The sequence below is a fragment of the Pseudomonas sp. NY15364 genome, assembly GCF_048068235.1.
Classification (GTDB): Bacteria; Pseudomonadota; Gammaproteobacteria; order Pseudomonadales; family Pseudomonadaceae; genus Aquipseudomonas; species Aquipseudomonas mendocina_D.
The window spans coordinates 13,480-37,320 of record NZ_JBLUPX010000009.1; the positions used below are offsets into that span (position 1 = coordinate 13,480).

At 63.8% G+C, this 23,841-nt stretch carries 23 protein-coding genes; 13 read left to right on the forward strand and 10 right to left on the reverse strand.

Going from position 1 to position 23,841, the window contains the following annotated elements; genetic code table 11:
- The first annotated feature begins 68 nt into the window (after window positions 1–68).
- Window positions 69–599 (forward strand): DUF3087 domain-containing protein, encoded by a 531-nt coding sequence (locus tag ACNFCJ_RS09880; RefSeq protein ID WP_416771078.1) that lies wholly within the window; start codon window positions 69–71, stop codon window positions 597–599.
- On the opposite strand, the gene ACNFCJ_RS09885 is transcribed toward ACNFCJ_RS09880, so the two are convergent.
- On the reverse strand, window positions 600–899 hold the full coding sequence (locus ACNFCJ_RS09885) for a hypothetical protein (RefSeq protein WP_416771080.1): 300 nt from the start codon (window positions 897–899) through the stop codon (window positions 600–602).
- A gap of 146 nt (window positions 900–1,045) precedes the next feature.
- Between ACNFCJ_RS09885 and ACNFCJ_RS09890 the strand changes: the two genes are divergently transcribed.
- Window positions 1,046–2,356: a CitMHS family transporter gene (locus tag ACNFCJ_RS09890; protein ID WP_179545348.1), complete on the forward strand. Its 1,311-nt coding sequence runs from the start codon at window positions 1,046–1,048 to the stop codon at window positions 2,354–2,356.
- Between the two features lie 67 nt (window positions 2,357–2,423).
- On the opposite strand, the gene ACNFCJ_RS09895 is transcribed toward ACNFCJ_RS09890, so the two are convergent.
- Window positions 2,424–3,161, reverse strand: a complete 738-nt coding sequence (locus ACNFCJ_RS09895; RefSeq protein ID WP_416771082.1) for a GntR family transcriptional regulator — start codon at window positions 3,159–3,161, stop codon at window positions 2,424–2,426.
- A 179-nt stretch (window positions 3,162–3,340) separates the two neighbouring features.
- On the opposite strand from ACNFCJ_RS09895, the gene ACNFCJ_RS09900 reads away from it, so the two are divergent.
- Window positions 3,341–4,162: an amidohydrolase family protein gene (locus ACNFCJ_RS09900; protein ID WP_177429693.1), complete on the forward strand. Its 822-nt coding sequence runs from the start codon at window positions 3,341–3,343 to the stop codon at window positions 4,160–4,162.
- Between the two features lie 40 nt (window positions 4,163–4,202).
- The gene (locus tag ACNFCJ_RS09905) at window positions 4,203–5,504 is read left to right on the forward strand and encodes an SLC13 family permease (RefSeq protein WP_416771084.1); all 1,302 of its coding nucleotides are present in this window, start codon (window positions 4,203–4,205) and stop codon (window positions 5,502–5,504) included.
- Between the two features lie 827 nt (window positions 5,505–6,331).
- Here the strand turns inward: ACNFCJ_RS09905 and ACNFCJ_RS09910 are convergent.
- From ACNFCJ_RS09910 to ACNFCJ_RS09920, 3 genes are all read right to left on the reverse strand, one after another.
- Window positions 6,332–6,889, reverse strand: a complete 558-nt coding sequence (locus tag ACNFCJ_RS09910) for a hypothetical protein (RefSeq protein ID WP_416771085.1) — start codon at window positions 6,887–6,889, stop codon at window positions 6,332–6,334.
- Between the two features lie 65 nt (window positions 6,890–6,954).
- On the reverse strand, window positions 6,955–8,154 hold the full coding sequence (locus ACNFCJ_RS09915; RefSeq protein WP_416771086.1) for an MFS transporter: 1,200 nt from the start codon (window positions 8,152–8,154) through the stop codon (window positions 6,955–6,957).
- Between the two features lie 75 nt (window positions 8,155–8,229).
- Entirely contained in the window at window positions 8,230–9,153 is a 924-nt protein-coding gene (locus ACNFCJ_RS09920; RefSeq protein ID WP_416771088.1) for a LysR family transcriptional regulator, read from the reverse strand.
- 293 nt (window positions 9,154–9,446) lie between these two features.
- On the opposite strand from ACNFCJ_RS09920, the gene ACNFCJ_RS09925 reads away from it, so the two are divergent.
- Window positions 9,447–10,496, forward strand: a complete 1,050-nt coding sequence (locus ACNFCJ_RS09925; protein ID WP_416771089.1) for an SDR family oxidoreductase — start codon at window positions 9,447–9,449, stop codon at window positions 10,494–10,496.
- A 46-nt stretch (window positions 10,497–10,542) separates the two neighbouring features.
- Window positions 10,543–11,847 carry an NTP/NDP exchange transporter gene (locus ACNFCJ_RS09930; RefSeq protein ID WP_416771090.1) on the forward strand — a complete coding sequence of 435 codons (1,305 nt, stop codon included), beginning with the start codon at window positions 10,543–10,545 and terminating at the stop codon, window positions 11,845–11,847.
- A 53-nt stretch (window positions 11,848–11,900) separates the two neighbouring features.
- Here the strand turns inward: ACNFCJ_RS09930 and ACNFCJ_RS09935 are convergent, their stop codons facing one another.
- The gene (locus ACNFCJ_RS09935) at window positions 11,901–12,602 is read right to left on the reverse strand and encodes a glutathione S-transferase N-terminal domain-containing protein (protein ID WP_416771092.1); all 702 of its coding nucleotides are present in this window, start codon (window positions 12,600–12,602) and stop codon (window positions 11,901–11,903) included.
- A 176-nt stretch (window positions 12,603–12,778) separates the two neighbouring features.
- On the opposite strand from ACNFCJ_RS09935, the gene ACNFCJ_RS09940 reads away from it, so the two are divergent.
- On the forward strand, window positions 12,779–13,216 hold the full coding sequence (locus tag ACNFCJ_RS09940) for an HIT family protein (RefSeq protein ID WP_179576091.1): 438 nt from the start codon (window positions 12,779–12,781) through the stop codon (window positions 13,214–13,216).
- A 53-nt stretch (window positions 13,217–13,269) separates the two neighbouring features.
- Here ACNFCJ_RS09940 and ACNFCJ_RS09945 read toward each other — a convergent pair whose 3' ends face one another.
- Window positions 13,270–13,536, reverse strand: coding sequence for a DUF2790 domain-containing protein (locus ACNFCJ_RS09945; protein WP_343350553.1), 267 nt, complete (start codon window positions 13,534–13,536; stop codon window positions 13,270–13,272).
- A gap of 184 nt (window positions 13,537–13,720) precedes the next feature.
- On the opposite strand from ACNFCJ_RS09945, the gene ACNFCJ_RS09950 reads away from it, so the two are divergent.
- Entirely contained in the window at window positions 13,721–14,146 is a 426-nt protein-coding gene (locus tag ACNFCJ_RS09950) for a 3-isopropylmalate dehydratase (RefSeq protein ID WP_416771094.1), read from the forward strand.
- A 77-nt stretch (window positions 14,147–14,223) separates the two neighbouring features.
- Window positions 14,224–15,513 (forward strand): FAD-dependent oxidoreductase, encoded by a 1,290-nt coding sequence (locus tag ACNFCJ_RS09955; RefSeq protein ID WP_416771095.1) that lies wholly within the window; start codon window positions 14,224–14,226, stop codon window positions 15,511–15,513.
- A 6-nt stretch (window positions 15,514–15,519) separates the two neighbouring features.
- On the opposite strand, the gene ACNFCJ_RS09960 is transcribed toward ACNFCJ_RS09955, so the two are convergent.
- A complete protein-coding gene (locus tag ACNFCJ_RS09960; RefSeq protein WP_416771097.1) occupies window positions 15,520–16,272 on the reverse strand; it encodes a tetratricopeptide repeat protein in 753 nt (250 codons plus the stop codon).
- A 141-nt stretch (window positions 16,273–16,413) separates the two neighbouring features.
- Here ACNFCJ_RS09960 and pnuC point away from each other — a divergent pair, with 141 nt between their 5' ends.
- Complete coding sequence (gene pnuC, locus ACNFCJ_RS09965; RefSeq protein ID WP_416771099.1) at window positions 16,414–16,980, forward strand: nicotinamide riboside transporter PnuC; 567 nt, start codon at window positions 16,414–16,416, stop codon at window positions 16,978–16,980.
- 1 nt (window position 16,981) lies between these two features.
- Window positions 16,982–18,019: an AAA family ATPase gene (locus tag ACNFCJ_RS09970; RefSeq protein ID WP_416771100.1), complete on the forward strand. Its 1,038-nt coding sequence runs from the start codon at window positions 16,982–16,984 to the stop codon at window positions 18,017–18,019.
- Here ACNFCJ_RS09970 and ACNFCJ_RS09975 read toward each other — a convergent pair.
- A complete protein-coding gene (locus ACNFCJ_RS09975) occupies window positions 18,016–19,626 on the reverse strand; it encodes an FMN-binding glutamate synthase family protein (protein ID WP_416771102.1) in 1,611 nt (536 codons plus the stop codon). The genes ACNFCJ_RS09970 and ACNFCJ_RS09975 overlap by 4 nt on opposite strands.
- A gap of 237 nt (window positions 19,627–19,863) precedes the next feature.
- On the opposite strand from ACNFCJ_RS09975, the gene ACNFCJ_RS09980 reads away from it, so the two are divergent.
- Window positions 19,864–20,985: a beta-ketoacyl-ACP synthase III gene (locus ACNFCJ_RS09980; protein ID WP_416771104.1), complete on the forward strand. Its 1,122-nt coding sequence runs from the start codon at window positions 19,864–19,866 to the stop codon at window positions 20,983–20,985.
- Window positions 20,986–21,083: 98 nt separating this feature from the next.
- Here the strand turns inward: ACNFCJ_RS09980 and ACNFCJ_RS09985 are convergent, their stop codons facing one another.
- Window positions 21,084–22,118, reverse strand: a complete 1,035-nt coding sequence (locus ACNFCJ_RS09985; RefSeq protein WP_416771240.1) for an AraC family transcriptional regulator — start codon at window positions 22,116–22,118, stop codon at window positions 21,084–21,086.
- A gap of 125 nt (window positions 22,119–22,243) precedes the next feature.
- On the opposite strand from ACNFCJ_RS09985, the gene ACNFCJ_RS09990 reads away from it, so the two are divergent.
- Complete coding sequence (locus tag ACNFCJ_RS09990) at window positions 22,244–23,839, forward strand: FAD-binding oxidoreductase (RefSeq protein WP_416771105.1); 1,596 nt, start codon at window positions 22,244–22,246, stop codon at window positions 23,837–23,839.
- Window positions 23,840–23,841: the final 2 nt, after the last annotated feature.

Consider the following 23,841-nt stretch of genomic DNA (forward strand, 5'->3'; position numbering starts at 1 on the left):
GGGCTCGACCGACGTGGCGTGATGGTGCATGGTGGCGCCCCACGTCGTCAGCTCCGAGAGTGCGCTTCATGTTCGAAATTCAAGCCATCGATCCAGCCCATTACCGCCAGCAGACCCGTCGCTGCACTGCGGTTATCGCGGTCATCTTCGTGGCGCTGGCCATGCTTTGCGCCACGCTGAGTACGCAGGTGTTCGGCACGCCCGGTGGTGACAACTTCAAGTGGAATCTGTTGGGTGTGGTGTTGGGGCTCGGCCTGACCATCGTCCTGGTGCGCCAGCAACTCTGGTCACGACCGTTCATGGCGCCTGCCGTCTACGGCTGGCGCCTCAAGCGCAGCCTGATGCGCGTCACCAACGTCATGCATCACGTCAAGGCGGGCGTGGCGCAGGGCGATGACAGCGCGATGAAACTGCTGCGCTTTTACCACCTGGGGGTGACCCAGATGCATCAGCTCGATGGCAATTCCAGCGAGCTGAGCCAGATGGTGCGCGAGATCGACAGCCATCGTGAGGCGATGGAGCAGCAGGGACTGGATATCGAGCAGACGCGGCTCGACCTGGCCTGGCTGGAGCGAGTGAAGGCGTTCAAAGCGGCCTGATCAGTCGTCCAGCGACAACTCCTGCGTCTGACCTTGCCAGATGCCCTGGCGACGGCGCCCGATCACCAGGCAGTCACCCGTGCCGACCGCGCTTACCACCTGCCGCCCACCGGGCGCCCAGAACGCGCTGCCCCCGGCGCAGAGCCAGCCGCCGGACGGCCCCCCGTGGTTGGTCATCAACACCCCGAGGGACAGTTCACGGGCATAGCCTTCGAGCAATTCGCTGTCATGCGGGTAACCGTTTTCGCTGATCAGCACACTGGTCGCATAGACCCCTGCGCCGCGTTCGGCGGTAGTCATGGCAGCGCTGTCGCCCCTACTCCGAGACATATTCCCTGACATTTGCCATCGCGCATGTTCGCCGCTTAAAGGTTTTTGAAAGGTTCGCCTCTTAGCCTCCGCACGCGCCTTTTGCGTGCTTTACAAGAAAAAGAGGAGAAAGCGGTTTGTTGACCTTGATTGGCCTGTTGACCATCTGCAGCCTGGTTGTGCTGCTGCTTATCGGGCGCATGTCGCCTGTTCTGCCATTGATCGTGGTGCCGCTTTTGGGCGCTCTGGCCGCGGGCTTTGGCCCAGAGGCAATTTCCGGTTTCTTCACTGATGGCATCGGCCGCGTGACGGCGATTGCCACCATGTTCGTGTTTGCCATCACCTTTTTTGGCGTGCTGCAGGACACCGGGCTGTTCCGCCCGCTGATCAATGGCATGGTGCGCCTGACCCGCGGCAACGTGATCGCCGTCACCGTGGCCACTGCTGTGATCGGCATGCTGGCGCATCTTGATGGCGCCGGCGCCACCACCTTCCTGCTCACCGTTCCCGCCTTGCTGCCGCTGTACAAGCAGTTGCGCATGAGCCCGTACCTGATGCTGCTGTTGCTGGCGATCGGCGCCGGCATTTTCAACATGCTGCCCTGGGCCGGACCGCTGGGCCGTGCCTCGGCCGTGACCGGCATCGAGGTAACCGAGCTGTGGCGTCCGCTGATCGCCGTGCAGGGTATCGGTGTGGTGCTATTGGTGGCCCTGGCGGCGTTGCTGGGCTGGCGTGAACAGCGCCGTATCGCCGCGGGCAAGAGCGGGGACGAGGGTGTACTGGTGGAAACCAGCACTGACTTGCATGAGCCAAGCGCCGAGGAGCTCGCTCTGGAGCGCCCGCGTCTGCTCTGGGCCAACTCCGCGCTGTTCCTGGCGGTGCTGGTATCGCTGTTCTCTGGCGTGCTGCCGGCCGGCTATATCTTCATGATCGGCCTGTGCCTGGCGCTGTTGATCAACTACCCGGGCGGCAAGGCGCAGATGCAGCGTATCTCGGCGCATGCCCCGGCTGCCCTGAGCATGGGCATGATCATACTGGCGGCTGGCTCGATGCTCGGCATCTTCACCGGCACCGGCATGCTCACCTCCATCGCCCAGGATCTGGCGCGTGTGCTACCGGCACCGCTGGTAGGGCAGATGCACATCGTGCTGGGCCTGTTCGGCCTTCCGATGGAGCTGATGCTGAGCACCGACGCTTACTACTTCGGTCTGCTGCCGGTAACGTTGGAGGTGGTCGGTGCCCAGGGCGTCGAGCCGGCCAGCGTGGTATATGCACTGACCATCGGCAACATCATCGGTACCTTCATCAGTCCGTTCTCGCCGGCGCTGTGGCTGGCACTGGGCCTGGCCGGGCTGGATCTGGGCCGGCACATCCGCTACTCGCTGTGGTGGATGTGGGGCTTCTCGCTGGTGCTGTTCGGCGCGGCCTGGGCACTCGGGTTGTTCTGACGAACCCAGCTTGTATCGCATCTCACGCCCGGGCTTGCCCGGGCGTGTTGCATCTGGGTGCGGGTGTTTAGCTGATTTCCACCTGATAACGGAAGTTCTCCGCCGCCGCGCGTGACAGGCGATATTCCAGCGGCGTGCGGTCGTAGCCCAAGGCGGTGCGTTCGATCACCACGCACGGGCTGGCTTCAGCCACATCGAGCATGGCCGCAAGCTCGGCGTCGACGGCGGAAACCGTCAGGGTTTCCTTCGCTGACGCGATGCGCTGACCACAGTGTTGCTCGTAGAAGGGGTAGAGCAACTGTGGAAAATCGTCCGGCGCGAGCTCCTGCAGGGCGCCGAAGCGTGAGGCGGGCAGCCAGATGCGCTCGTGAAACAACGGACGGCCGTCGACCAGGCGCAGGCGCTGGAGGAACACGCAGCGCTCGCCCTCAGCCAGCTGCAGTGCCTGGCTTGCTGCAGCATCAGCCGGTTCGAGACGGCATTCGAGGATACGGCTTTGCGGCACCTGCGACTGGCCGCTGGCGCTGACCTGGCGGAAGAAGCGAAACAGCGAGCCATCGAAGTTCGGCCGCCGCACGAAGGTGCCACGGCCCTGAGCACGCAGCAGCAGGCCTTCTGCGACCAAGGTTTCCACCGCTTTACGCACCGTGCCGACGGCCACGCCGTACTGGCGGGTCAACTCCGCTTCGGTGGGGATGGCCTCCCCCGGCAACCATTCGCCTGCGGCAATTTTTCCCAGCATTTCGTCCCGTAACCGCTGGTACAGCGGCAGGCGCTCGTCCTGTCCCAGAGCCGTGGTGCTCATAAACCTCAAATCCAAAAGTCGACCGGCCGTCACTTTACCACTGGCCTGCAGATTGACAGCACTCGATCTCTGTAGATACAGTCATCTAGTCATATATATGAATATATGACCTACAAGATGGAGTCGCTCGTACCGGCGGCTCGTACAAGAATCGACAGAGGTATCGCTTCGTGACGCCCATGCCTTATGCCGCTATCACCGGCATCGACACCCACGCGCACATCTTTCGTCAGGACCTGCCCATGGTTCCCGGCCGCCGCTACAGCCCCAGCTATGACGCCACCGTGGAGCAGTACCTGGCCCACCTGGACGCCTGTGGCCTGTCCCAGGGGGTGCTGATCCAGCCCAGCTTTCTCGGCACCGACAACCACTACATGGTCGAGGCGTTGCAACGCTTCCCTGAGCGCCTGCGTGGCGTGGCGGTGGTGGATGCGCAGGTCAGCGATGCCGAGCTGGACGAGTTGGCCGCTGCCGGCGTGGTGGGCGTGCGCCTGAACCTGATCGGCAAGGCGCTGGAGGATTACACCGGCCCGGCCTGGAGTGGTCTGTTCCGCCGTCTGGCGCGCCGAGGCTGGCAGGTGGAGATCCAGCGCGGCTTCGACGACCTGGCGCTGATCGTGCCGGCGATTCTCGAATCCGGCGTCACCGTGGTGATCGATCACTTCGGCCTGCCTGCGCCGAGCGTGCAACTGGATGCTGCGCAGCATGCCGTGTTCTTTGACCTGCTGGGCCAGGCGCCGGTATGGATCAAGCTGTCGGCGGCCTACCGCAGCCAGTCTGACCTGAGCCGTGCCCAGGCCATCGAAGCGCGTCTGCGTGAGGCCTGTGGCGGCGTCGGTCGCTTCCTCTGGGGCAGCGATTGGCCCAACACCCAGTTCGAGTCGCAGACCCGCTACGATCAGCAGTTCGCGCTGCTCGAGGCCCTGCTGCCCAACCCCGAGGAGCGCCGTCGCGTTCTGGTGGACAACCCCGCAACCCTGTTCGGTTTCGCCTCAGCGTAATCACTGCTCACATCAGAACAACAAAAGGAGTCAAACCATCATGATGAGCTTGCTCGTCGTCGCCGCGATCGTCCTCGCCGTCGCGCTGGGGTATACCACCAAGATCAACATCGGCCTGTTCGCCATTGCCTTCGCCTATCTGCTGGGCTGCTTCGGCATGGGCATGAGCCCGGGCGACATCATCAATATGTGGCCGCTGAAGATCTTCTTCGTGATCTTCTCGGTCTGCCTGTTCTACAGCTTCGCCACCGTCAACGGCACCCTGGAAAAACTCGCCGGGCATCTGCTGTATCGCTGCCGTGGCGTGCCGCACATGCTGCCCTATGCCATTTTGCTGACCTCGGGGTTGATCGCTGCCATGGGCGCCGGTTACTACACCGTGCTGGCCTTCATGGCGCCGCTGACCCTGCTGCTGTGCCAGCGCACTGGCATGAGCCTGATTCTCGGCGGCATGGCGGTGAACTACGGCGCGCTGGCCGGGGCGAACTTCGTTTCTAGCCAGAGCGGCATCATCTTCCGTGGCCTGATGACCGGTGCCGGTATGCCCGAGAGCGAGGCCTTCGTGAATGCCCTGGCGATCTTCGCCAGCACGGCGATCATCCCGGTGCTGGTGATTTCCGCCTTCGTCTTCCTCGGTGGTCATGGCCGCAACCTGAAGAATGCCGTGCTCGCCGCCGATCTGCCGGAGGCCTTCAACCGCGAGCAGAAGCTGACCCTGCTGCTGACCGTGCTGATGATGGTGCTGGTGCTCGCTGCACCGCTGGCGCTGCTGGCTTTCCCGGACAATGCCACGATCAAGTTCATCAACAGCAAGGTGGATATCGGCCTGATCGCCAGCGTGTTCTCGGTGATCGCCCTGTTGCTCAAGCTCGGTGACGAGCGCAAGGCTATCGCCTCGGTGCCCTGGGCCACGCTGATCATGATCTGCGGCGTCGGTATGCTGATTACCGTCGCGATCAAGGCCGGCACCATCGATGCCCTGGCGTCCTGGATCGGCGGCAATATCCCGCCGTTGATGATTCCGGTGGCCTTCGGCGTGGTGGCTGCGCTGATGTCGATCTTCGCCAGTACGCTCGGCGTCGTGACGCCTGCACTGTTCCCCATGGTCTTGCCGCTGTCGGCGTCGATGTCGATCGATCCGATGATCCTCTTCATCGCCATCGTCGTAGGTGCCCAGGCTACCTCGATCTCGCCGTTCTCCTCCGGTGGCAGCCTGCTGTTGGGCTCCTGCACGGACGACAAGGTTCGCTCGACCCTGTTCTCGCAACTGCTGCTGCGCGCCGCGCCTATTGGCTTCGTTGCAGCGATGCTGTTCAACCTGGCGCTGACGTTCCTGTTCTGATGAGAAGAGGTTCTTTGCCTAGTTTGGGGAAAGTGCGAGTTGATACTGGACTGGTAATTAAGTGTTAGCTGTCGATGACTTGGCACTATCCATTAGCACGCCGTCTGGTCTGATGGGTTTCGCCCCTTACGGGCGAGTCACTTTCTCTTGCTTGCCCAAGAGAAAGTAACCAAAGAGAAGGGCACCCCACCATCCGGCCCCGGCTGCGCCGGGGTTCCCTCGCTCCATCACCGCTCCAGGGGTACGCCACGAAGGGCCATCCCTGGCCCATCGTGGCTCTCGCGACATCCATGTCGCTCAACCCCTTACGCGGCGATTCCACTCGGCCTCCTGACGGGGCATGGGCGTCGTCTGTACCATCGCAGTTGAAGAGCAAAGGCAAAGCACAGACGCCGTTAATTTCAATTTTGCGAAGACTACGCAAGCTCGCGACCCGGTCCCCTTCAGGAGGCCGAGCAGAGGTGTTGCGTAGGGGAGTGAGCCGCATGGATGCGGCGAAATACCGATGGCGGCCCCGCTTAATGGGCCATGGATGGCCCTTGTAAGCCGGCCCCCGGAGCGGCACCGGAGATAGGAAACGCAGCGAAGCGGAGTAACAGCCGCAGGCTGGCCCGAAGGGTGAGCGTAGCGAATCAAGGTGTGGCGCCCGTAAGGGGCGCAACCCAAACGCTCAGCGCACGCAATAACGGATCGTGCTAAGCCAGTAAGAGATACGCACACAAACTTGCCAGTCCGGTATCAAGCGTATCCTCCCCGCGAGATTGCTAAGAACCTGAAAAAACCGGCATCAAGTGATGCAGGGGCTTTATCCCCGCAAGTCCGTATCGCTATTTCAGCCGATAGCGTCGCAAATCATCCTGGCTCAGCAGGCGCAAGCGACCTGGTGGGGCCTGGTAGATCGCTTCGGTCAGGCTTACGTCGACGCCCATGTCACGAAAGTACTTGGCCGGACTGAACGCCTGGCTGCCATGGGCGGCCTGCGCCAATGCCGAGTCACCGGCGGGGAAGGGTGGGCGGCGCAGGGCAACGTGGCCGTTGACCGTGCGTTTGCTGCCAGCCGCCAGCAAATAGATGCAACTGCCCTGGCACATGCCGCCTGAAGGCACCAGCGCCTCGAAGCCGGTTTCCCGCAGAAGGCGACCCATGCGGATGGCCTCCGGGGCGCTACCGCCGATGCTGTCGAGCAGCACGATCTTGCGTTTGTGCTGGCCTGGGTTGGCGCGCAAGCCCTGCAGCAGTTTCTCGTAGTCGCCGGGAACGATCTCTTCGGAAATTTTCGCTGCCAGCAGGCCGGCATTGGCCTCGACTTCCACCTGCGCCTGAACGTTCAGGGCGGTGCATAAGGTGGTGGCGATCAGGGCGACACGTAAACGCTGAACAATCATCGGGCGGGTTCGTTGGTGGCTCGGGAGGTAGAAGATACCTTGCCCGAGTCACCTCACGCACCTGTTCAGATCGCTGCGTTCTTCTGCTGCACCTGCCACGCCCAGACAAACAAAAGCAGGCCGCCGATGGCCGTGGCAGCGCCGATGTAGCCGGTCACCGTCCAGCCCATGCCGGCGCTGATAGCCAGGCCGCCGAGCCAGGGGCCGAGCGCGTTGGCGACGTTGAAGGCGGCGTGGTTGGACGCGGCAGCGAGTGTCTGCGCGCCCGTGGCAACGTCCATCAAATGGGTCTGCAGCGCCGGGCCGAGGGCGATCATGGTGCCGAGGGCAAAGATCGCCGGCAGGATCGTCCACAGGCTGTGAGCGGCGAAGGGGAAGACCAGCAGCACCAGTGTGCTCCAGGCCAGAATCCAGGCCACGGCGCGCAGGCGCAGGCGGTCGAACAGCCAGCCGCCGGCACTGTTGCCGACGATGCAGCCGGCGCCGAACACGCCCATGGCCAGCGGAATCCAGCCGGGGCCGACCTGGGTGACATGAAGCAGGGTTGGCGCCATGTAGCTGAACACGCAGAACATCCCGGCGAAACCGATCGAGCCGATGCCCAGGGCCAGCCAGATCGGCGCGCGGTTGAAGGCGCGCAGCTCGCCCAAGGGGCTGCTGCGCTGCTCGTTGGGGTCAGCCGGGAGGAAGATCGCGACCATGGCGATGGTGGTGATGGCGATGATGCCGACCAGGGCAAAGGCGTAGCGCCAGCTCATGAACTGGCCGAGCCAGGTGGCCAGCGGGTTGCCGATCAGGATCGCCACAGTCAGGCCGGCCAGCACCCGACTCACCGCCTTGGCGCGCTTGTGCGGCGGAGCCATCGACGCCGCCACCAACATGGCGATACCGAAGTAGGCGCCATGCGGCAGGCCGGCGATAAAGCGGAAAATCAGCAGCGGCTCATAACTGGGTGCCAGGGCGCTGGCGAAGTTGCCGAGGGCGAAGCAGCCCATCAGCAGCAGAAGCAGGATGCGCCGTGGCAGGCGCGCGCCGAGCAGGGCCAGCACCGGTGCGCCGACCACCACGCCGAGGGCGTAGGCGCTGATAACGTGGCCGACTTGCGGCTCGCTGACGCCAAGGTCGGCGGCAACGTTGGGCATCAGACCCATGATGGCGAACTCGCCGGTGCCGATGGCGAAGCCGCCAAGGGCCAGGGCGAGTTGAATGAGAAGGATCGCGCCCGGCGACAGAGTGGTCGCGGCGCCTGATGCAGAGCTGTTCATGAGTGACCTGGAGGAGGGGGAAGCAAGCGCGCAATTATAATCTCCCAGCGCCTTGCTTGGGTATTGGCGGCCGCTCTATATCGGGCTTTGAGACGAATGGTCGGAGGTGTTCAAGGCCTTCACGTAGTCGACGAAGGCACGCAGCGGCGCCGGCACCTGGCGCCTGCTGTGGTAGTACAGGTACGGGCCGTTGAAGTGCTGCCACCAGTCCTGCATGAAGGGTTGCAACTGGCCGCTGGCCAGGGGCGCCGCGATGTATTCCTCGAATGTGTAGAGAATGCCGTGGCCGGCGCAGGCTGCAGCGATCAGCAGGTCCTGCGACGAGCTGACCAGGCGACCCTCGGGGCTGATGCGCAGGGTGCGTCCATCCTGCTCGAACTCCCATACGCCGAGCTTGCCGCTGGCGAAGCGGTAGCCGAGCAGGCGATGCTCGCTCAGTTCACTGGGGTGTTGTGGCGTGCCATGGCGCTGCAGGTAGCTGGGCGCCGCCACTGCCATGAAACACTGCCGGCGTGGCCCGATGGGGATAGCGATCATGTCCTTGGCCAGGCTTTCCTCGTAGCGAATGCCAGCGTCATAACCGGCGCCGATCACGTCGATGAAGGTGTTGTCCATGTTCACTTCCAGCGCGATGCCGGGGTAGCGAGCGAGAAAGCCATCCAGCAGTTGCGGCAGGATGTGCCGCGCGATCACGCCGGGCACATGCAGGCGCAGTGAACCGACGGGGTTCTGCGGATCTTCCTGCAGGTCGTTGAGCGCCGTGTTGATCTCGTCCAGCGCGGGGCGTAGACGTTCAAGTAGACGCGCGCCGATTTCCGTCGGCGTCAGGCCACGCGTGGTGCGGTTGAGCAGGCGCACGTCCAGCTCCTTTTCCAGGCGGCGTACGCAATCGCTCAGCGACGAAGCCGACATGCCGCGGCGTTGCGCGGCGACGCGAAAGCCGCCGGCCTCGACCACGGCAGCGAACAGGGCAACATCGGATAGATTCGGTTGGCGCATGGGCGGCGGCTGGATTATTACGAAGGGTCCGATAATGCGGCGCAGCGGCCACTTTGCCAATCCTGAGTGGAGACTGGGGAGCGCGTGGGAGGGGTTTCAGCCGCGATCTTCGCCGTGGCAGCACTCATTCTCGGATTACGCTTCGCGTCCGCGAAACACCTGGTAACTGTCCGCCTGACCGTATGCGTTGTTCGGTTTTGGCCGGCTTATCGTACGTGCCATCTGCCTGCACCCTATGTCTGTACGTGCGCCGGGTCTGGCGCATTGAGTCAACGGACACGAGGAATCAGCCGATGGACAAGAAGAATGCTGTGGGGCGAGGCCATTCGCGTCGTGATGCCCTGAAACTGTTCGGCATGGTGGGCGGCAGCCTGGCCTTGCATGGGGTGTTGGGCGGTGTACCGACATTCGCCTGGGCCAGTACCTCACCGGGGTGGCAGGCGAGCGACATGCCATCGCAGACCGGCAAGCGCATGCTGGTCACTGGCGGCAGCAGCGGCATGGGCTTCGAGGATGCCCTGGCCCTGAGCCGCGCGGGTGCTCAGGTGATTATCGCTGCGCGCAGTTCGCAACGCGGTGCAGAGAGCATCGAGCGTATTCGTGCGCAGGTGCCGGATGCGCGTCTGCGTTTCGAACAGCTGGATCTGGCCGACCTGGCCTCGGTGCGCAGCCTGGCTCAACGCCTGAATGCCGAGGGTGAGGTGCTGGACGTACTTATCAACAACGCGGCGATCATGGCGCCACCGCAGCGCGGCGTGTCTCGCGATGGTTTCGAGATGCAGTTGGCGACCAATTTCCTCGGCCATTTCGCCCTGACCGGTTTGCTCCTGCCGTCGCTGCAAAAGTCGGCCGACCCGCGCGTGGTCACCCTGGCGAGCATCGCCGTGAACCGTGGCAGCATCAATTTCGATGATCTGCAGTCGCAGAACAACTACAACCCCTATGTCGCCTACGCCCAGTCGAAGCTGGCCTGTCTGATGATGGCCTTCGAGTTGCAACGGCGCAGTTTGGCCAATGACTGGGGCATCCGCAGCGTGGCCGCGCATCCTGGCGTGGCTGTCACCGAACTGGTCGAGCGCGGGCCTGGACTGGAAAGCGAGTTCGCCCGCGAGTGGGCGAAGGACCGCGACGTGTATCACTCGGCGGCGCAAGGTGCGCTGTCATCGCTGTTCGCGGCCACAGCGGCCGAAGCCGAGGGCGGTCGCTATTACGGACCGACCGGCGAAGAGGAAAAACGCGGCCCGCTAGGCCTGGCCAAGGTGCCGGATGCGGCAGCCGATGCGGATGCTGCGGCGCGCCTGTGGTCGGTAGCCGAGCGTCTGACTGGCGTCAGATACGGCTGAGTGATGCCGGCGCGCCGCGCTGGCGCGCCCGTTCGAGGAATTTCCCATGTCATCGTCAACGATGGCGCAGCGCGTGGCTCTGGCCATCAACGCGCAGCGCAACGAATTGTGGCCGGCGCTGGCCGGTTTTGCCCTGTTCTTTTGCCTGTTCTCGGGCTACTTCATGCTGCGACCGATCCGCGAGGCGATGGGCATCGTCTCCGGCGTGGAGAACCTGCAATGGTTGTTCACCGCCACCTTCGTGGTGATGCTGATCGCGGTGCCCTTGTTCGCCTGGCTCAGTTCGCGGGTGCCGCGGATTCATTTCATCGACTGGGTGTACGGTTTCTTCACCCTGAACCTCGCGCTGTTCGCCCTGTTGTTTTTCAGCGCTGATGAAAGTGTATGGCTGGCGCGTAGCTTTTATGTGTGGATCTCGGTCTACAACCTGTTCGTCGTGTCGGTGGCCTGGAGCCTGATGGCGGATGTATTCGACAGCGAACAGGCCAAGCGGTTGTTCGCTTTCATCGCCGCGGGAGCCAGTGTCGGCGGATTGGCTGGGCCCGCGCTCAGTACGCTGTTGATCGGCGCTCTTGGTCAGGCTGGGTTGATTCTGCTGGCCGCTGTATTGCTGGCTGTTGCGCTGACGCTCAAGCAGGTGCTGATGCGCTGGCGAGAGCAGGGTGGCGCGGGACGTGCCGGTGCGGTTCAGGCCGAGAGCCCACGCCGGCCCGTGCCGGGCAATCCGTTCAGCGGGTTGACCCGGGTACTGGCTTCGCCCTATCTGCTGGGCATCGCCGGCTTCGTGATTCTTCTGGCCACGGCCAGCACCTTTCTCTACTTCGAGCAGGCACGTCTGGTGGCCGAGCTGTTCCCGGATCGCGCGGCGCAGGTGCGGGTGTTCGGCGTGATCGACTTCGTGGTGCAGGCTGGCGCATTGATTGCCCAGCTGTTCATCACCGGGCGTATCGCGCGGCGTATGGGCGTGCGAGTGTTGTTGGCCTGTGTGCCGCTAATGGTGTGTGTCGGTTTCATCGGCCTGGCGTTGATGCCGAGCTTCGCCATGCTGGCGGCGCTGATGATCGTCCGGCGTGAATATGCCTTCGTGCGGCCTGGGCGGGAGATGCTCTTCGCGCCGCTGGATGCCGAGAGCAAGTACAAGGCGAAGAACTTCATCGACACCGTGATCTATCGCGCGGGCGACGCCATGAGTGGTTGGCTCAAGAGCCTGCTGGACATGTTGGCCCAGGGCGCCTGGCTGGTGGCGTTGGTGGGGGCTGCCAGTGCGGCGCTGTGGGGACTGCTGAGTTGGTACCTGGGCGGGCAGGCCGATCAGCGCAGTGCCGAGAAAAAGGTGGCTGCAACTACCTAAGGCAAGTGCGAGAGAAACGATGTGGGAGTCGGCGGCCGACTCCCACAACTGCATCAGCCTCGTGCGGGGATGTTCAGGCCGCGCTGCACCGCCGGGCGGGCGAGGAAGGCATCGAGCACGCGGCGCACGTTGGTGAAGCGCTCGAGTTGCACCAGATCACCGGCCTGGTAGAAATCCGCCAGGGTGCGAATCCAGGGGAATACGGCGATGTCGGCGATGCTGTATTCGCCAGCGATCCAGTCACGGCCTTGCAGGTGTTGGTCGAGTACGCCCAGCAGGCGTGCCGATTCAGCGGCGTAACGGTCACGTGGACGCTTGTCTTCAAACTGGCTGCCGGCGAATTTGACGAAGAAACCGAGCTGGCCAAACATCGGCCCCAGGCCGCCCATCTGCCACATCAGCCATTGAATCGTCTCGTAACGTGCAGCGGCATCCTGCGGTAGCAGCTTGCCGGTCTTTTCCGCCAGGTAGATCAGAATCGCGCCGGACTCGAACAGCGGCAGCGGATGGCCATTGGGGCCATCGGGATCGAGGATGGCGGGAATCTTGTTGTTCGGCGCCAGCGAGAGAAACTCGGGGCTGAATTGGTCATCGCTGCCGAAGTCGACCAGGTGCGCCTCATAGGGCAGGCCGATTTCTTCCAGCATGATCGAGACCTTGACACCATTGGGTGTAGGCAGCGAATACAGCTGCAGGTGCTCGGGATGCTGGGCAGGCCATTTGCGGGTGATGTGGAATAGGCTGAGGTCGGTCATGTTGAGTTCCATGTCGAATGGGGCGAAGAAGGAGCGATCAGAACACGAGTAGCCTGAGCGCAGGAAATCGATCCAGCTGCTAGTAGTCATCGACTCGAGCAATCCTGCCCGGTTCCCTGTACGTGAACGAGGCGGTATGGTGCGGTTTTTATCCACCCGGCCTGGAGCCCATCGGCATGAGCCTGCACGGTACTTACGATTCCCAGAACATCTTCGCCCAGATCATTCGTGGCGACCTGCCTTGCTACAAACTCTACGAGGACGATGATGTACTGGCGTTCCTCGATCTGTTCCCGCAATCCAAGGGCCACAGTCTGGTTATTCCCAAACGCGCGGCCGCGCGCAATATCCTGGAAATCGACGACGCCAGCCTGGCCAAGGTCATGGCCGTGGTGAAGAAGGTCACCCAGGCCGTTGTCGATGAGTTGCAGCCGGCTGGTGTGCAAGTCGCGCAGTTCAACGGCGCGCCTGCCGGGCAGACGGTGTTCCATATCCACATGCACGTGATTCCGCGCTTCGAGGGCGAGGGGCTGGGTATTCACGCGGCCAACAAGGCCGATCCGGCCGAGCTGGAAGCGCTGCAGGCACGACTGGTCAAGCGCCTGCAAGGCTGAAACGGCGTTGCCCCGGACGAGTGACTCGGCCGGGGCATCAGGCAACCTGTGGTTTAGCCGTTCTGGTTGCTCAGGCCGCCCCACTCCACGAAACGCACGGCGTGCACTTCGCCCTTGCTGTCACGGTAGACCATGACGCTGGGCACGACACCGCTCTTGCGGCTGTTGTCGGTGCGCTGCAGGACGGTGTCGATGTCCAGCTGCATGCCGTACTGGTATTCCTGCACTTCGACCTTGGGAGTGGCAGGTGCTTTCTCGCTGGCGATGGCCAAGGGGGCCAGAACGGCGAGGAGGGTGGCGTTGAAGGCGGCGAATTTCATCTTGCGTATCTCCGATCTGTGGCGCCTGGAAAGGTTGGCGCCGGGTCAGGAGAGATGAAAACATTGCGCCGATCATTACAGAAATCGATGCTTTTGCTATTGGGCATCGATGTTATCGATACCTTGCCCGCCGGCTCGTCAACCCCAATACTCAGGCAGCACTTATCTGCCCATGGAGGGCTTCATGCGTTCGATCCTCATCGCTCTACCGCTGTTGCTGTTGGCCGGTTGTTCGTCATATCGGGGTGACCCCGAGAACGTCAAACCGGTACCGGAAGATCGCCTGCTGGCGTTTCAGGAGGCGCAGGCGAACGGCGCGCAGATCGTGGTCAACCGCGATTTTGGGATGATGGGGGGCGGCTGCTACGTGGCAATCGAAGTGGATCGCAAGGTCGCAGCGCGCATCGGCGTCGGCGAGGTCGCAGCCTTCCAGGTGCCGCCAGGCACGCGCGTGGTCGGCATCACGCCGGATCGCATGGATGACACCCTGTGCGGCATGGGCCGCTTGCTGCGCGAAGTGGCGGTGCCGGTGAAAGCCGGGGAAACCCAGCACCTGCGCATCGTCAGCCAGAACAAGGGCGGCTTCGATATTCGCCCGGACAAGCCCTGACCGCTTTGCCGCTGTGCGAGCGGTCATATCGAGAGTGACGCCAGGCGGTTAGTATTCCCTGCATCAAAACAGGGAGCATGGACGTGAATGGATTGCCGATAGCCATCGTAGGGGCGGGTACCGCGGGTCTCGCCACGGCGATATTCCTCGCCCGCCAGGGTTATGCGGTGCGCGTGCTGGAGCGGGTCGAGCAACTGCAGCCGGTGGGCGCCGGTATCCTTTTGCAGCCTTCCGGTCTGGCTGTGCTGCAACGCCTGGGACTGCTCGCCGAATGCACCGCGCTAGGGGCTCCGGTCAGCCGCCTGTACGGCACCAGTTGCCAGGGCCGGGTGATCCTCGACACCCGTTATCACGACTGGCAGCCAGGCAGTTTCGGCCTTGGTATTCACCGCGGCGTGTTGATGACGGCGTTGCTCAATTCCGCGCAGCGTGCTGGTGTGCAGGTCGAAACCGGCGTGGCGGTGAGCCGCTTCGAGCAGGCCAGCGGCCATATTCGCTTGCTGCGCCAGGACGAGGGTGGCAGTGAACAACCCCTGGGTGATTTCGCCGCACTGATCCTGGCCGATGGCACACGCTCGACCCTGCGCGCGCAGATGCAGGTGCGGCAGTGGTCGCGACCTTATCCCTGGGGCGCGCTGTGGAGCATGTTGCCGACTGCGGCGTCGGCCGAAACTGGCGAGCTGCGTCAGTGGTATCGCGGCTGCCGGGAAATGTTCGGGCTGATGCCGACTGGCTGCACCCACCATGCGCGTGAGACTTCGTTGACCAGCCTGTTCTGGAGCCTGCCGCTCAGTGAGCATGAAGCTTGGAGCAAGAGCGGCCTGCAGGCCTGGAAAACCCGCGTGCGCAACCTCGCCGGCGAGGCTTCGGAGGCCTATCTTCAGCAGATCGATGACCCCGCGCAACTGACCCTGGCAGCCTATGCGGACGTGCGCATGCAACGCTGGAACGATGGTCGCGTGCTGGCCATCGGTGATTGCGCCCACGCCATGAGCCCGCAGTTGGGGCAGGGCGCCAATATGGCCTTGGTCGATGCCGCTGCACTGGCCGATGCGCTTGGCAATGCCGGTGACCAACATCAGCACGCGCTCGACTGGAACGCCATCTTCACCAGCTACGGTGAGGCTCGTCGTGATCACCTGCGTTACTACCGCCAGGCCAGTCGCTTGCTGACGCCGCTGTTCCAGTCCAACAGCAACGCCCTGGCGGTGTTGCGTGATATCGCCCTGCTGTTGGCTCGGCACAACCGCTTCGGCCGCCAGCATGCCGTCAGCACCCTGGTCGGTGCGCGCGGCGGCTGGCTATGGTCGGGGGCGCAGAAGCGCGAGTTGCATGCCTGGACGGGCGAGCGGGAGGCCTGGGAGTAAGGCTGCTCAGCCGCGCTGCAGCTCGAGCAGCGCCTTCTGGCTCAGGTCCAGCCACTCCTTGTGTAGCACTCGATAATGCCGGGCGGAGCGGCGGGCGTGAGTCTGGATCTGCTGCAGCAGTTCGATGGCCTCGCGCTGACGTCCCAGTCGCTGCAGCAGCAGGGCATAGCGGTAATTGGCTTCGGGGCTGGCGCAGTAGCTGCCGAGGGCGCGGTATTCCTCTTCGGCCTTGAGGTCGTTGCCCTGGCCTTCCAATGCACGGGCATACAGGAGGTGGCCGTCGGTGGAGCGAAAGTCGGGATTATGGGCGATCAGTTGGTCGAGGCTTGCCTGGCAACCGGCGAAGTCGCCCTGGGCGAAACGGGCTCTGGCCAGCCCTAGGAGGATGTCCGGGGCGTCGCTGTGGATACCGCGCAGGGCCGTCTGGTAGTGCGTGGCCGCTTCTTCGGCGTGGCCCATGCGCAGCAGCTCATCGGCCAGGTTGACGCGAGTATCGCGGGTGTCGCGAATATCCAGCTCATCGCGCAGGGCGCGCAGGTGACGCTGCGGGTCGATGCTGTCGTGCAAGCGGTTGAGCGTGCGGCGACCGCGACGACTACCGAGCAGATCCGGCAGCATGATGCCGAGAAAGTAGATCAGGCAGCCGAGGCCGGGCAGGGCGATTATCAGGTACAGCCAGTAGCGTTCCTGGCCACTGCGCACCACGTGGAGGCCACAGGTGACTTGGCAGGCGATGACCAGCAGAGCGAGCAGAGGCATGGGGCGATCCAGTCCTTTGGAGTGCGAGGGGAGGCTTATCAGAGCATGGATAGGCCCCGTTGTCAGGTGACGCATGCACGGCTGTGGCGTGCGTCACGTGGTAGGCTGCGCGGCTGATTCCATGTTCATAAGGATGCGTGCATGCCGTCGTCGCTGGAGATTTTCGCCAACCTTTTTTATTTGGTTTCGGTCGTGCTGGCGGCGCGCAACTCGGTGCACACCTGGGCCGTTGGCCTGGTCGGCTGTGTGCTGTTCGGCTGGCTGTTCTTCAGCGTGCAGCTGTATGCCGATGTCACCTTGCAGATCTTCTTCATCGCCACCAGCCTGCTGGGTTGGTGGAGCTGGCGGCGCGGTCGCCAGGGCGAGGCGCTGCCGATCAGCCGTGCAAGCGCGACCGGACTGGGTCTTGCGCTGCTGCTCGCGGTGGCCGTGGCGGGCGCATACGGCGCCTTGCTGCATCATTTTACCGACGCCTATGCGCCCTTCATCGATTCGCTGGTGCTGACCTTCAGTGTGCTGGCGCAATTGCTGCTGATGCGCCGCAAGCTGGAAACCTGGTACGGCTGGCTGCTGGTGAACACGCTGGCAGTGCCGCTGTTCGCCTCGCGCGAGCTGTATCTGACGGCGTTCATCTACCTGCTGTTCTGGCGCAATGCCTGGTACGGGCTGTATCGCTGGCACCGTGAGCTGAACGCGCAGGCTGCTTGAGATGAGCAAGCGATTCGCCAATGGGCTGGTGGTCGGCAAGTTCGCGCCGTTGCACCTGGGGCATGAATGGTTGATTCGCCAGGCGCAACAGCAATGCGAACAGCTGGTACTGCTCAGTTGGGCGCGCCCGGAACTTGCCGGCTGCGAGCCCGAGCGCCGTGCGAACTGGTTGCAGGTGCGCTTTCCCGAACTGCGCAGCTGGGTGGTGACGCCCGAGTGGGTTGCCCAGCAACGCGCACGCGGCCTGGCGTTGCCGGACCTTCCCCACGAATCCGATCCCGATGCCGTACAGCGCCAGTTCGTCGCCGACTTTTGCCTGGCAGTGCTCGGCCATCCTGTTGATGCTGTGTTCACCAGCGAGGCTTATGGCGATGGTTTTGCCGCGCATTTGAGCCGGTGTTTCGGTCGGCCGGTGCAGCATGTCGAGATCGACCGCGCGCGCATTCGGGTGCCGGTGTCCGGTACGCGTCTGCGCGCCGATATCCACGGCTTGCGCCACTACCTGGCGCCGCAGGTATATGGCGATTTCGTCGATCGCATCGCCTTGCTCGGTGGCGAGTCCACCGGCAAGAGTAGCCTCGCCCTGGCATTGGCCGAGGCCTTGGGTACGCGCCATGCCGCGGAATACGGTCGTGAACTGTGGGAAGAGCAGGGCGGCGTGCTTGCCTATGACGACCGGCTGCGCATCGGCCGTGTCCAGGTCGCCCGTGAGCAGAGCCTGGCCGGGCAGTGCCGGCGCTACCTGGTTTGCGACACCACGCCGCTGACCACGCTGTTCTACTGTCGCGAGCTGTTCGGGCGGGCCGAGACCGAGCTGGAGCAGTTGGCCGAGCGACACTATCACCACCTGTTCCTGTGCGCCGATGACTTCCCCTTCGTTCAGGACGGCACCCGCCAGGACGAGACCTTTCGCCGCCGGCAGAACCAGTGGTACGAGCAGGAGCTGCTGCGACGCGGCTGGGGCTTTACTCGCCTGACCGGCACGCTGCAGCAGCGCGTCGATCAGGTGCGGAGTTATCTGACCCGTCGCCGGGTTTAAGCCGGTGCCGGCTCGAAACTGTCGGCGCGGGCCATCTGCCACATGCGCTGGTAGAACTCGCCGCTGATCTCGCCGCTGAGCAGTTCCCCGGGGGCGAGGAATACATGCTGCTGGGCGAACAACTTGATTTCGGTGGCCGACAGGCGCTGCACCAGATGTTTGGCATCGATCTGCGAAGGGTGGTCGAGGCCGGCGGCGGCGAGCATCTCGGCCAGCGCCTTGAGCGTGTTGCGATGGAAGTTGTAGACGCGCTGGGCCTTGTCCTCGACCACCAGCGCGCGTTGGCGCAGCGGGTCCTGGGTGGCGACGCCGGTCGGGCACTTGTTGGTATGGCAGCTTTGGCTCTGGATGCAGCCGATGGCGAACATGAAGCCGCGCGCTGAGTTGGCCCAGTCGGCGCCGATAGCCAGTACGCGGGCGATGTCGAAGGCACTGACGATCTTGCCGCTGGCGCCAAGCTTGATCTTGTCGCGCAGGTTGCTGCCGACCAGGGTGTTGTGCACGAACAACAGCCCTTCGCGCAGCGGCACGCCAAGGTGATCTGTGAACTCCAGCGGCGCCGCGCCGGTGCCGCCTTCCTTGCCGTCGACAACGATGAAGTCGGGCAGGATGCCAGTCTCCAGCATGGCCTTGACGATACCCATGAACTCCCAGGGGTGACCCAGGCAGAACTTGAACCCCACCGGCTTGCCGCCTGAAAGCTCACGCAACTGCGCGATGAACTGCAGCAGCTCGACCGGAGTGGAAAAGGCGCTGTGGCGCGACGGCGAAACGCAATCCTCGCCCATGGAAATGCCGCGGGTCTTGGCGATCTCTTCGGTGATCTTGTGCTTGGGCAGGATGCCGCCGTGGCCCGGCTTGGCGCCCTGGCTGAGCTTGATCTCGATCATCTTCACCTGCGGGCTGGCGGCCTGAGTGGCGAATCGCTCGGGGTCGAAGCGGCCGTCCGAGGTGCGGCAGCCGAAGTAGCCGCTGCCCAGTTCCCAGACCAGATCGCCGCCGTGCTCGCGGTGGTAGGGGCTGATGCTGCCCTCGCCGGTGTCATGGTAGAACTCGCCGAGTTTCGCTCCTTCGTTGAGGGCGCGAATGGCATTGGCGCTGAGCGAGCCGAAACTCATCGCCGAGATGTTGAACAGGGAGGCCGAGTACGGCTGGCTGCATTGCGGCCCGCCGATCTCCACGCGAAAGCTGCACGGATCGGTCAGCGGCGCCGGGCGCATGGAGTGGCTGATGAACTCGAAACCGTTCTGGTACACATCACTCAAGGTGCCGAAGGGTTTGTCAGCGCCTTCGTTCTTGGCGCGGGAATACACCAGCGAGCGCTGCGCGCGGGAGAAGGGCAGTTGCTCAGCGTCACCTTCGAGCAGGTATTGGCGAATCTCCGGGCGAATGCCTTCGACCAGATAGCGAATGTTGCCCAGGATCGGGTAATTGCGCCGTACCGCATGGTGGGTCTGCAACAGATCGCCGATACCGATCAGGCTGAGCACGCCGCCGAGCAGAGTGAACGGCCATATCCATTCATGAGCGAGGAAGGGCAGGCTGACCAGGGTGAACAGCACGCAGAACGCAAAAAATGCATAGCGGCTGAGCAGAGAAAGGTTCATTCAAGCTCCAGGTACGTAGATCGAGATAAGACTTTAGACCAAACAGCTATATTTGGTCATGTTCTGTCCGCCTAGACACTCTCAAGGGCTAAGGACGAACCCCATCGCCCTGTGGCACACTCAGTGGCCCGGAGCCAACCGTCGCAAGAGCTTGGCCCTAGTCCCCCGATTTTCGGCTGGCGCCATTGTCGCCGGCCTACTGCCTGAGGCCGCCAGCGGCCGAGAAGAGGAATGAGCGTGCATAACGTCGTCATCAGTGGTACCGGCCTCTATACCCCGGCCAACAGCATTTCCAACGACGAGCTGGTGGCATCCTTCAATGCTTATGTGCAGCAGTTCAACGTCGATAATGCCGAGGCCATTGCCCGCGGTGAGGTGGAGGCGCTGAGCGAGTCCAGCAGCGGCTTCATCGAGAAGGCGTCGGGCATCAAGAGCCGCTTCGTCATCGACAAGGCCGGCATTCTCGACCCGCAGCGCATGGTGCCGAGCATTCCCGAGCGTTCCAACGACGAGTGGGGCATCCTCTGCGAAATGGCTGTGGGCGCCGCCAAGGAAGCGCTGCAGCGCGCCGGCAAGACCGTCGCCGATATTGATGGGGTGATCGTCGCCTGCTCGAACCTGCAGCGCGCCTATCCGGCTGTGGCCATCGAAGTGCAGGCCGCGCTGGGTATCCAGGGCTGGGGCTACGACATGAACGTGGCTTGCTCCTCGGCCACCTTCGGCATTCAGGCTGCGACCACCGCGATCCAGACCGGCCAGGCTCGCGCCATCCTCATGGTCAACCCGGAGATCTGCACCGGTCACCTGAATTTCCGCGACCGCGACAGCCACTTCATCTTCGGTGACGCCGCCACCGCAGTGATCATCGAGCGTGCCGACCAGGCCACCTCCAAGCACCAGTTCGACGTAGTCAGCACCAAGCTGCTGACCCAGTTCTCCAACAACATCCGCAACAACTTCGGCTTCCTCAACCGCGCCGCGGAAGAGGGCGTGGGCGCCCGCGACAAGCTGTTCGTGCAGGAAGGCCGCAAGGTGTTCAAGGACGTCTGCCCGATGGTCGCCGAGCTGATCGCCGCACACCTTGCGGAAAACCAGCTCAACGTCAGCGACGTCAAGCGCTTCTGGCTGCACCAGGCCAACCTCAACATGAACCTGCTGATCGCGCGCAAGCTGCTCGGCCGCGACGCCGAGCCGCACGAGGCACCGGTGATCCTCGACACCTACGCCAACACCAGCTCGGCCGGCTCGGTGATCGCCCTGCACAAGAACCAGGACGACCTGCCGGCGGGTAGCCTGGGTGTTCTAAGCTCCTTTGGTGCCGGTTATTCGATCGGCAGTGTAATTTTGCGCAAGCGTTGAGTTCACGTGCAGCGTAGCGCCGGTGCACGGAGCGCTTGGCTCCGTGCTCTGCAGCTCGGTTGGGTTTTCGCCCACAAGATGGGCACCGTGAGGGCGAACTAACCAAGTACCCCCTCGCGGCGTCGGCTCTCGCGAAATTCACCCGGCGTCTGCCCGGTCCAGCCCTTGAAACTGCGGTGGAACGAGCGTGACTCGGTGAAACCGAGGTAGCAGGCGATGTCCTGGATCGCCAGGTCGCTGCGCAGCAGGTAGTGCTCGGCCAGCTCCTGGCGCAGTTCGTCGAGAATTTGCTGGTAGCTGGTGCCGGCCTGCTGCAGGTGACGTTGCAGGGTGCGCACGGTCATGTCGAACTTTTCCGCCACCCGTTCCTTGCGCGGCAGGCCGTCCTTGAGCAGCAGGCGCAGGGCGTTCTTTACCCGGCGCGGCAGCGGCTCGTCGTCATCCAGCCCTGCTATCAGGGTCAGGGCATGTTCTTCCAGGGTGCGCAGCAGGTTGGCGTCGGCCTGGCGCAGCGGCACGCCGAGGTAGTCCAGCGGCACCAGCAGGGCGTTGCAGGGCAGTTCGAACCGCACCGGGCAGCCGAAAAGCTGCTGGTATTCAGTCAGGTCGGTGCCTGCCGGTTGCGTATGCTCGAACCACACTTCACGCGGCGAATGCTCGGAGTCGGCGATCCAGCGGGCGTACAGCAGCCAGGAGGCGAGCACGTTCTCGACCATGTGGCGGCGCACGTCCGGTGCCTGATGACGGCAGCTCCAGATTAGTCGTACGTGATCCTCGGCCGCCTCGATACGGCTGGTGCCCATGTCGCCCACCAGCTTTTCGTAGGGCACGATGCGGCCCATGGCCTCGCCCAGGGTGGCGCAGTTCATAGCGATGTAGCCGAGTACGCTCCACGAGCCGGGCTGGACGAAACGCGCCGAGTGCAGGCCGAACAAAGGATCGCCGGACACCTCGATCAGATGCGCCAGCAGGCGCTCATGTACTTCGCTGGGCATGCGCTTGCCATTGTCGGCCAGGTCCTGCGTGGCAATCCCGGCAGCGGCCAGGGCGCGGTCGATGTCCAGGCCGAGCTGTTCGGCCTGGCGCAGGTACTTGAGCAGGGCGGGAACCGAGGTATAGCCGAGGTTTTCCATGGATTCTTCTTGTTCTGCGATGCCTGTCTTGATTGGCGATAGCGCCTGTCCCGATTCGACAGTGACGGAAATCGGCGGCTGGCTAGTATAGGCAGCCATAAGTGCTGATCGGAATGGGGGATGCGATGCGACGCTGGAACGGATGGGGTGACGAGGCGACCGAGGTGGAATTGCCGGCCCATGGCGAGGCTTTTCTCGCCGAGCTGGTCGGGCCGGGCCAGCGTTTGGCCGATGCCAGCCTGCAGGATGTACTGGCGCGCGTGCCGGCGTCGCGACTGGCGCCGCATCCACTGATCAGCGTTGATGCCGAAGTGCGCGTGCGCCATGCCCGTGGCCAGAGCCTGCCGGACTGGCTGGCGATGCGCTCCGGTGAGTTCGGCCTGTTTCCCGATGGCGTCGCCTGCCCGGAAAGCGCCGAGCAGATCCGCGAGCTGCTGGCCTGGGTGCAACAGCATGACGTCACCCTGATCCCCTATGGCGGCGGCACCTCGGTGGCCGGGCACATCAATCCGCAAGCTGGCCAGCGCCCGGTGCTGACCCTGTCGCTGGAGCGCATGACGCGCCTGCTGGATATCGACGAGGACAGCCTGATCGCCACCTTCGGCCCCGGCGCCAACGGCCCTCAGGTAGAAAGTCAGCTGCGCGCCCGTGGCTATACGCTGGGCCACTTTCCGCAGTCCTGGGAGCTGTCGACCCTCGGTGGCTGGGTCGCCAGCCGTTCCAGCGGCCAGCAGTCGCTGCGCTACGGGCGGATCGAGCAACTGTTCGCCGGCGGCAAGCTGGAAACCTTTGCCGGTACTCTGGAGCTTCCCACATTCCCGGCGTCGGCTGCCGGGCCCGATCTGCGCGAGCTGGTGATGGGCTCGGAAGGGCGCTTCGGGGTGATCTCCGAGGTGCGCGTGCGCATCAGTCGCCTGGCCGAGCAGGAGCGCTTCTACGCGGTGTTCCTGCCCAACTGGCAGCAGGCGCTGAGCGCCATTCGCAGCCTGACCCAGGCGCGCGTGCCGCTGTCTATGCTGCGCCTGTCCAACGCCATCGAAACCCGTACTCAGTTGGCCCTGGCCGGCCACCCGCAGCAGATTGCCTTGCTGGAAAAATACCTGGCCCTGCGCGGCGCCCGCGACGGCAAGTGCATGCTCACCTTCGGCGTCACCGGCAGCCGGGTGCAGAACGCCTCCTCGCTGAAACAGGCGCGGCGCCTGCTGAAAGGTTTTGGCGGCGTGTTCACCGGCACCCTGCTGGGCAAGAAGTGGGAGCAGAACCGCTTCCGATTCCCTTATCTGCGTCATGGTCTGTGGGAGCGCGGCTACCTGGTGGACACCCTGGAAACCGCCACCGACTGGTCGAACGTCGACAACCTGCTGAACAAGGTCGAGGCCAGCCTGCGTGACGAACTGGCCGCCGACGGCGAGCGGGTACACGTCTTCACCCACCTGTCGCACGTCTACGGCGAAGGTTCGAGCATCTACACCACCTACGTATTCCGCCCCGGCAGCGACTACGCCGAGGCCATGGCGCGCTGGCAGCGCTTGAAAGCAGCGGCCAGCCGCACCATCGCCGAGAACCGCGGCACCATCAGCCACCAGCACGGCGTCGGTCGCGACCACGCACCTTATCTGGCAGCAGAGAAGGGCGAGCTGGGCATTGCTACGCTGCGTAGCCTGGCCACGCATTTCGACCCCGACCAGCGCCTGGCGCCTGGCGTGTTGCTGCAGGACTGAGC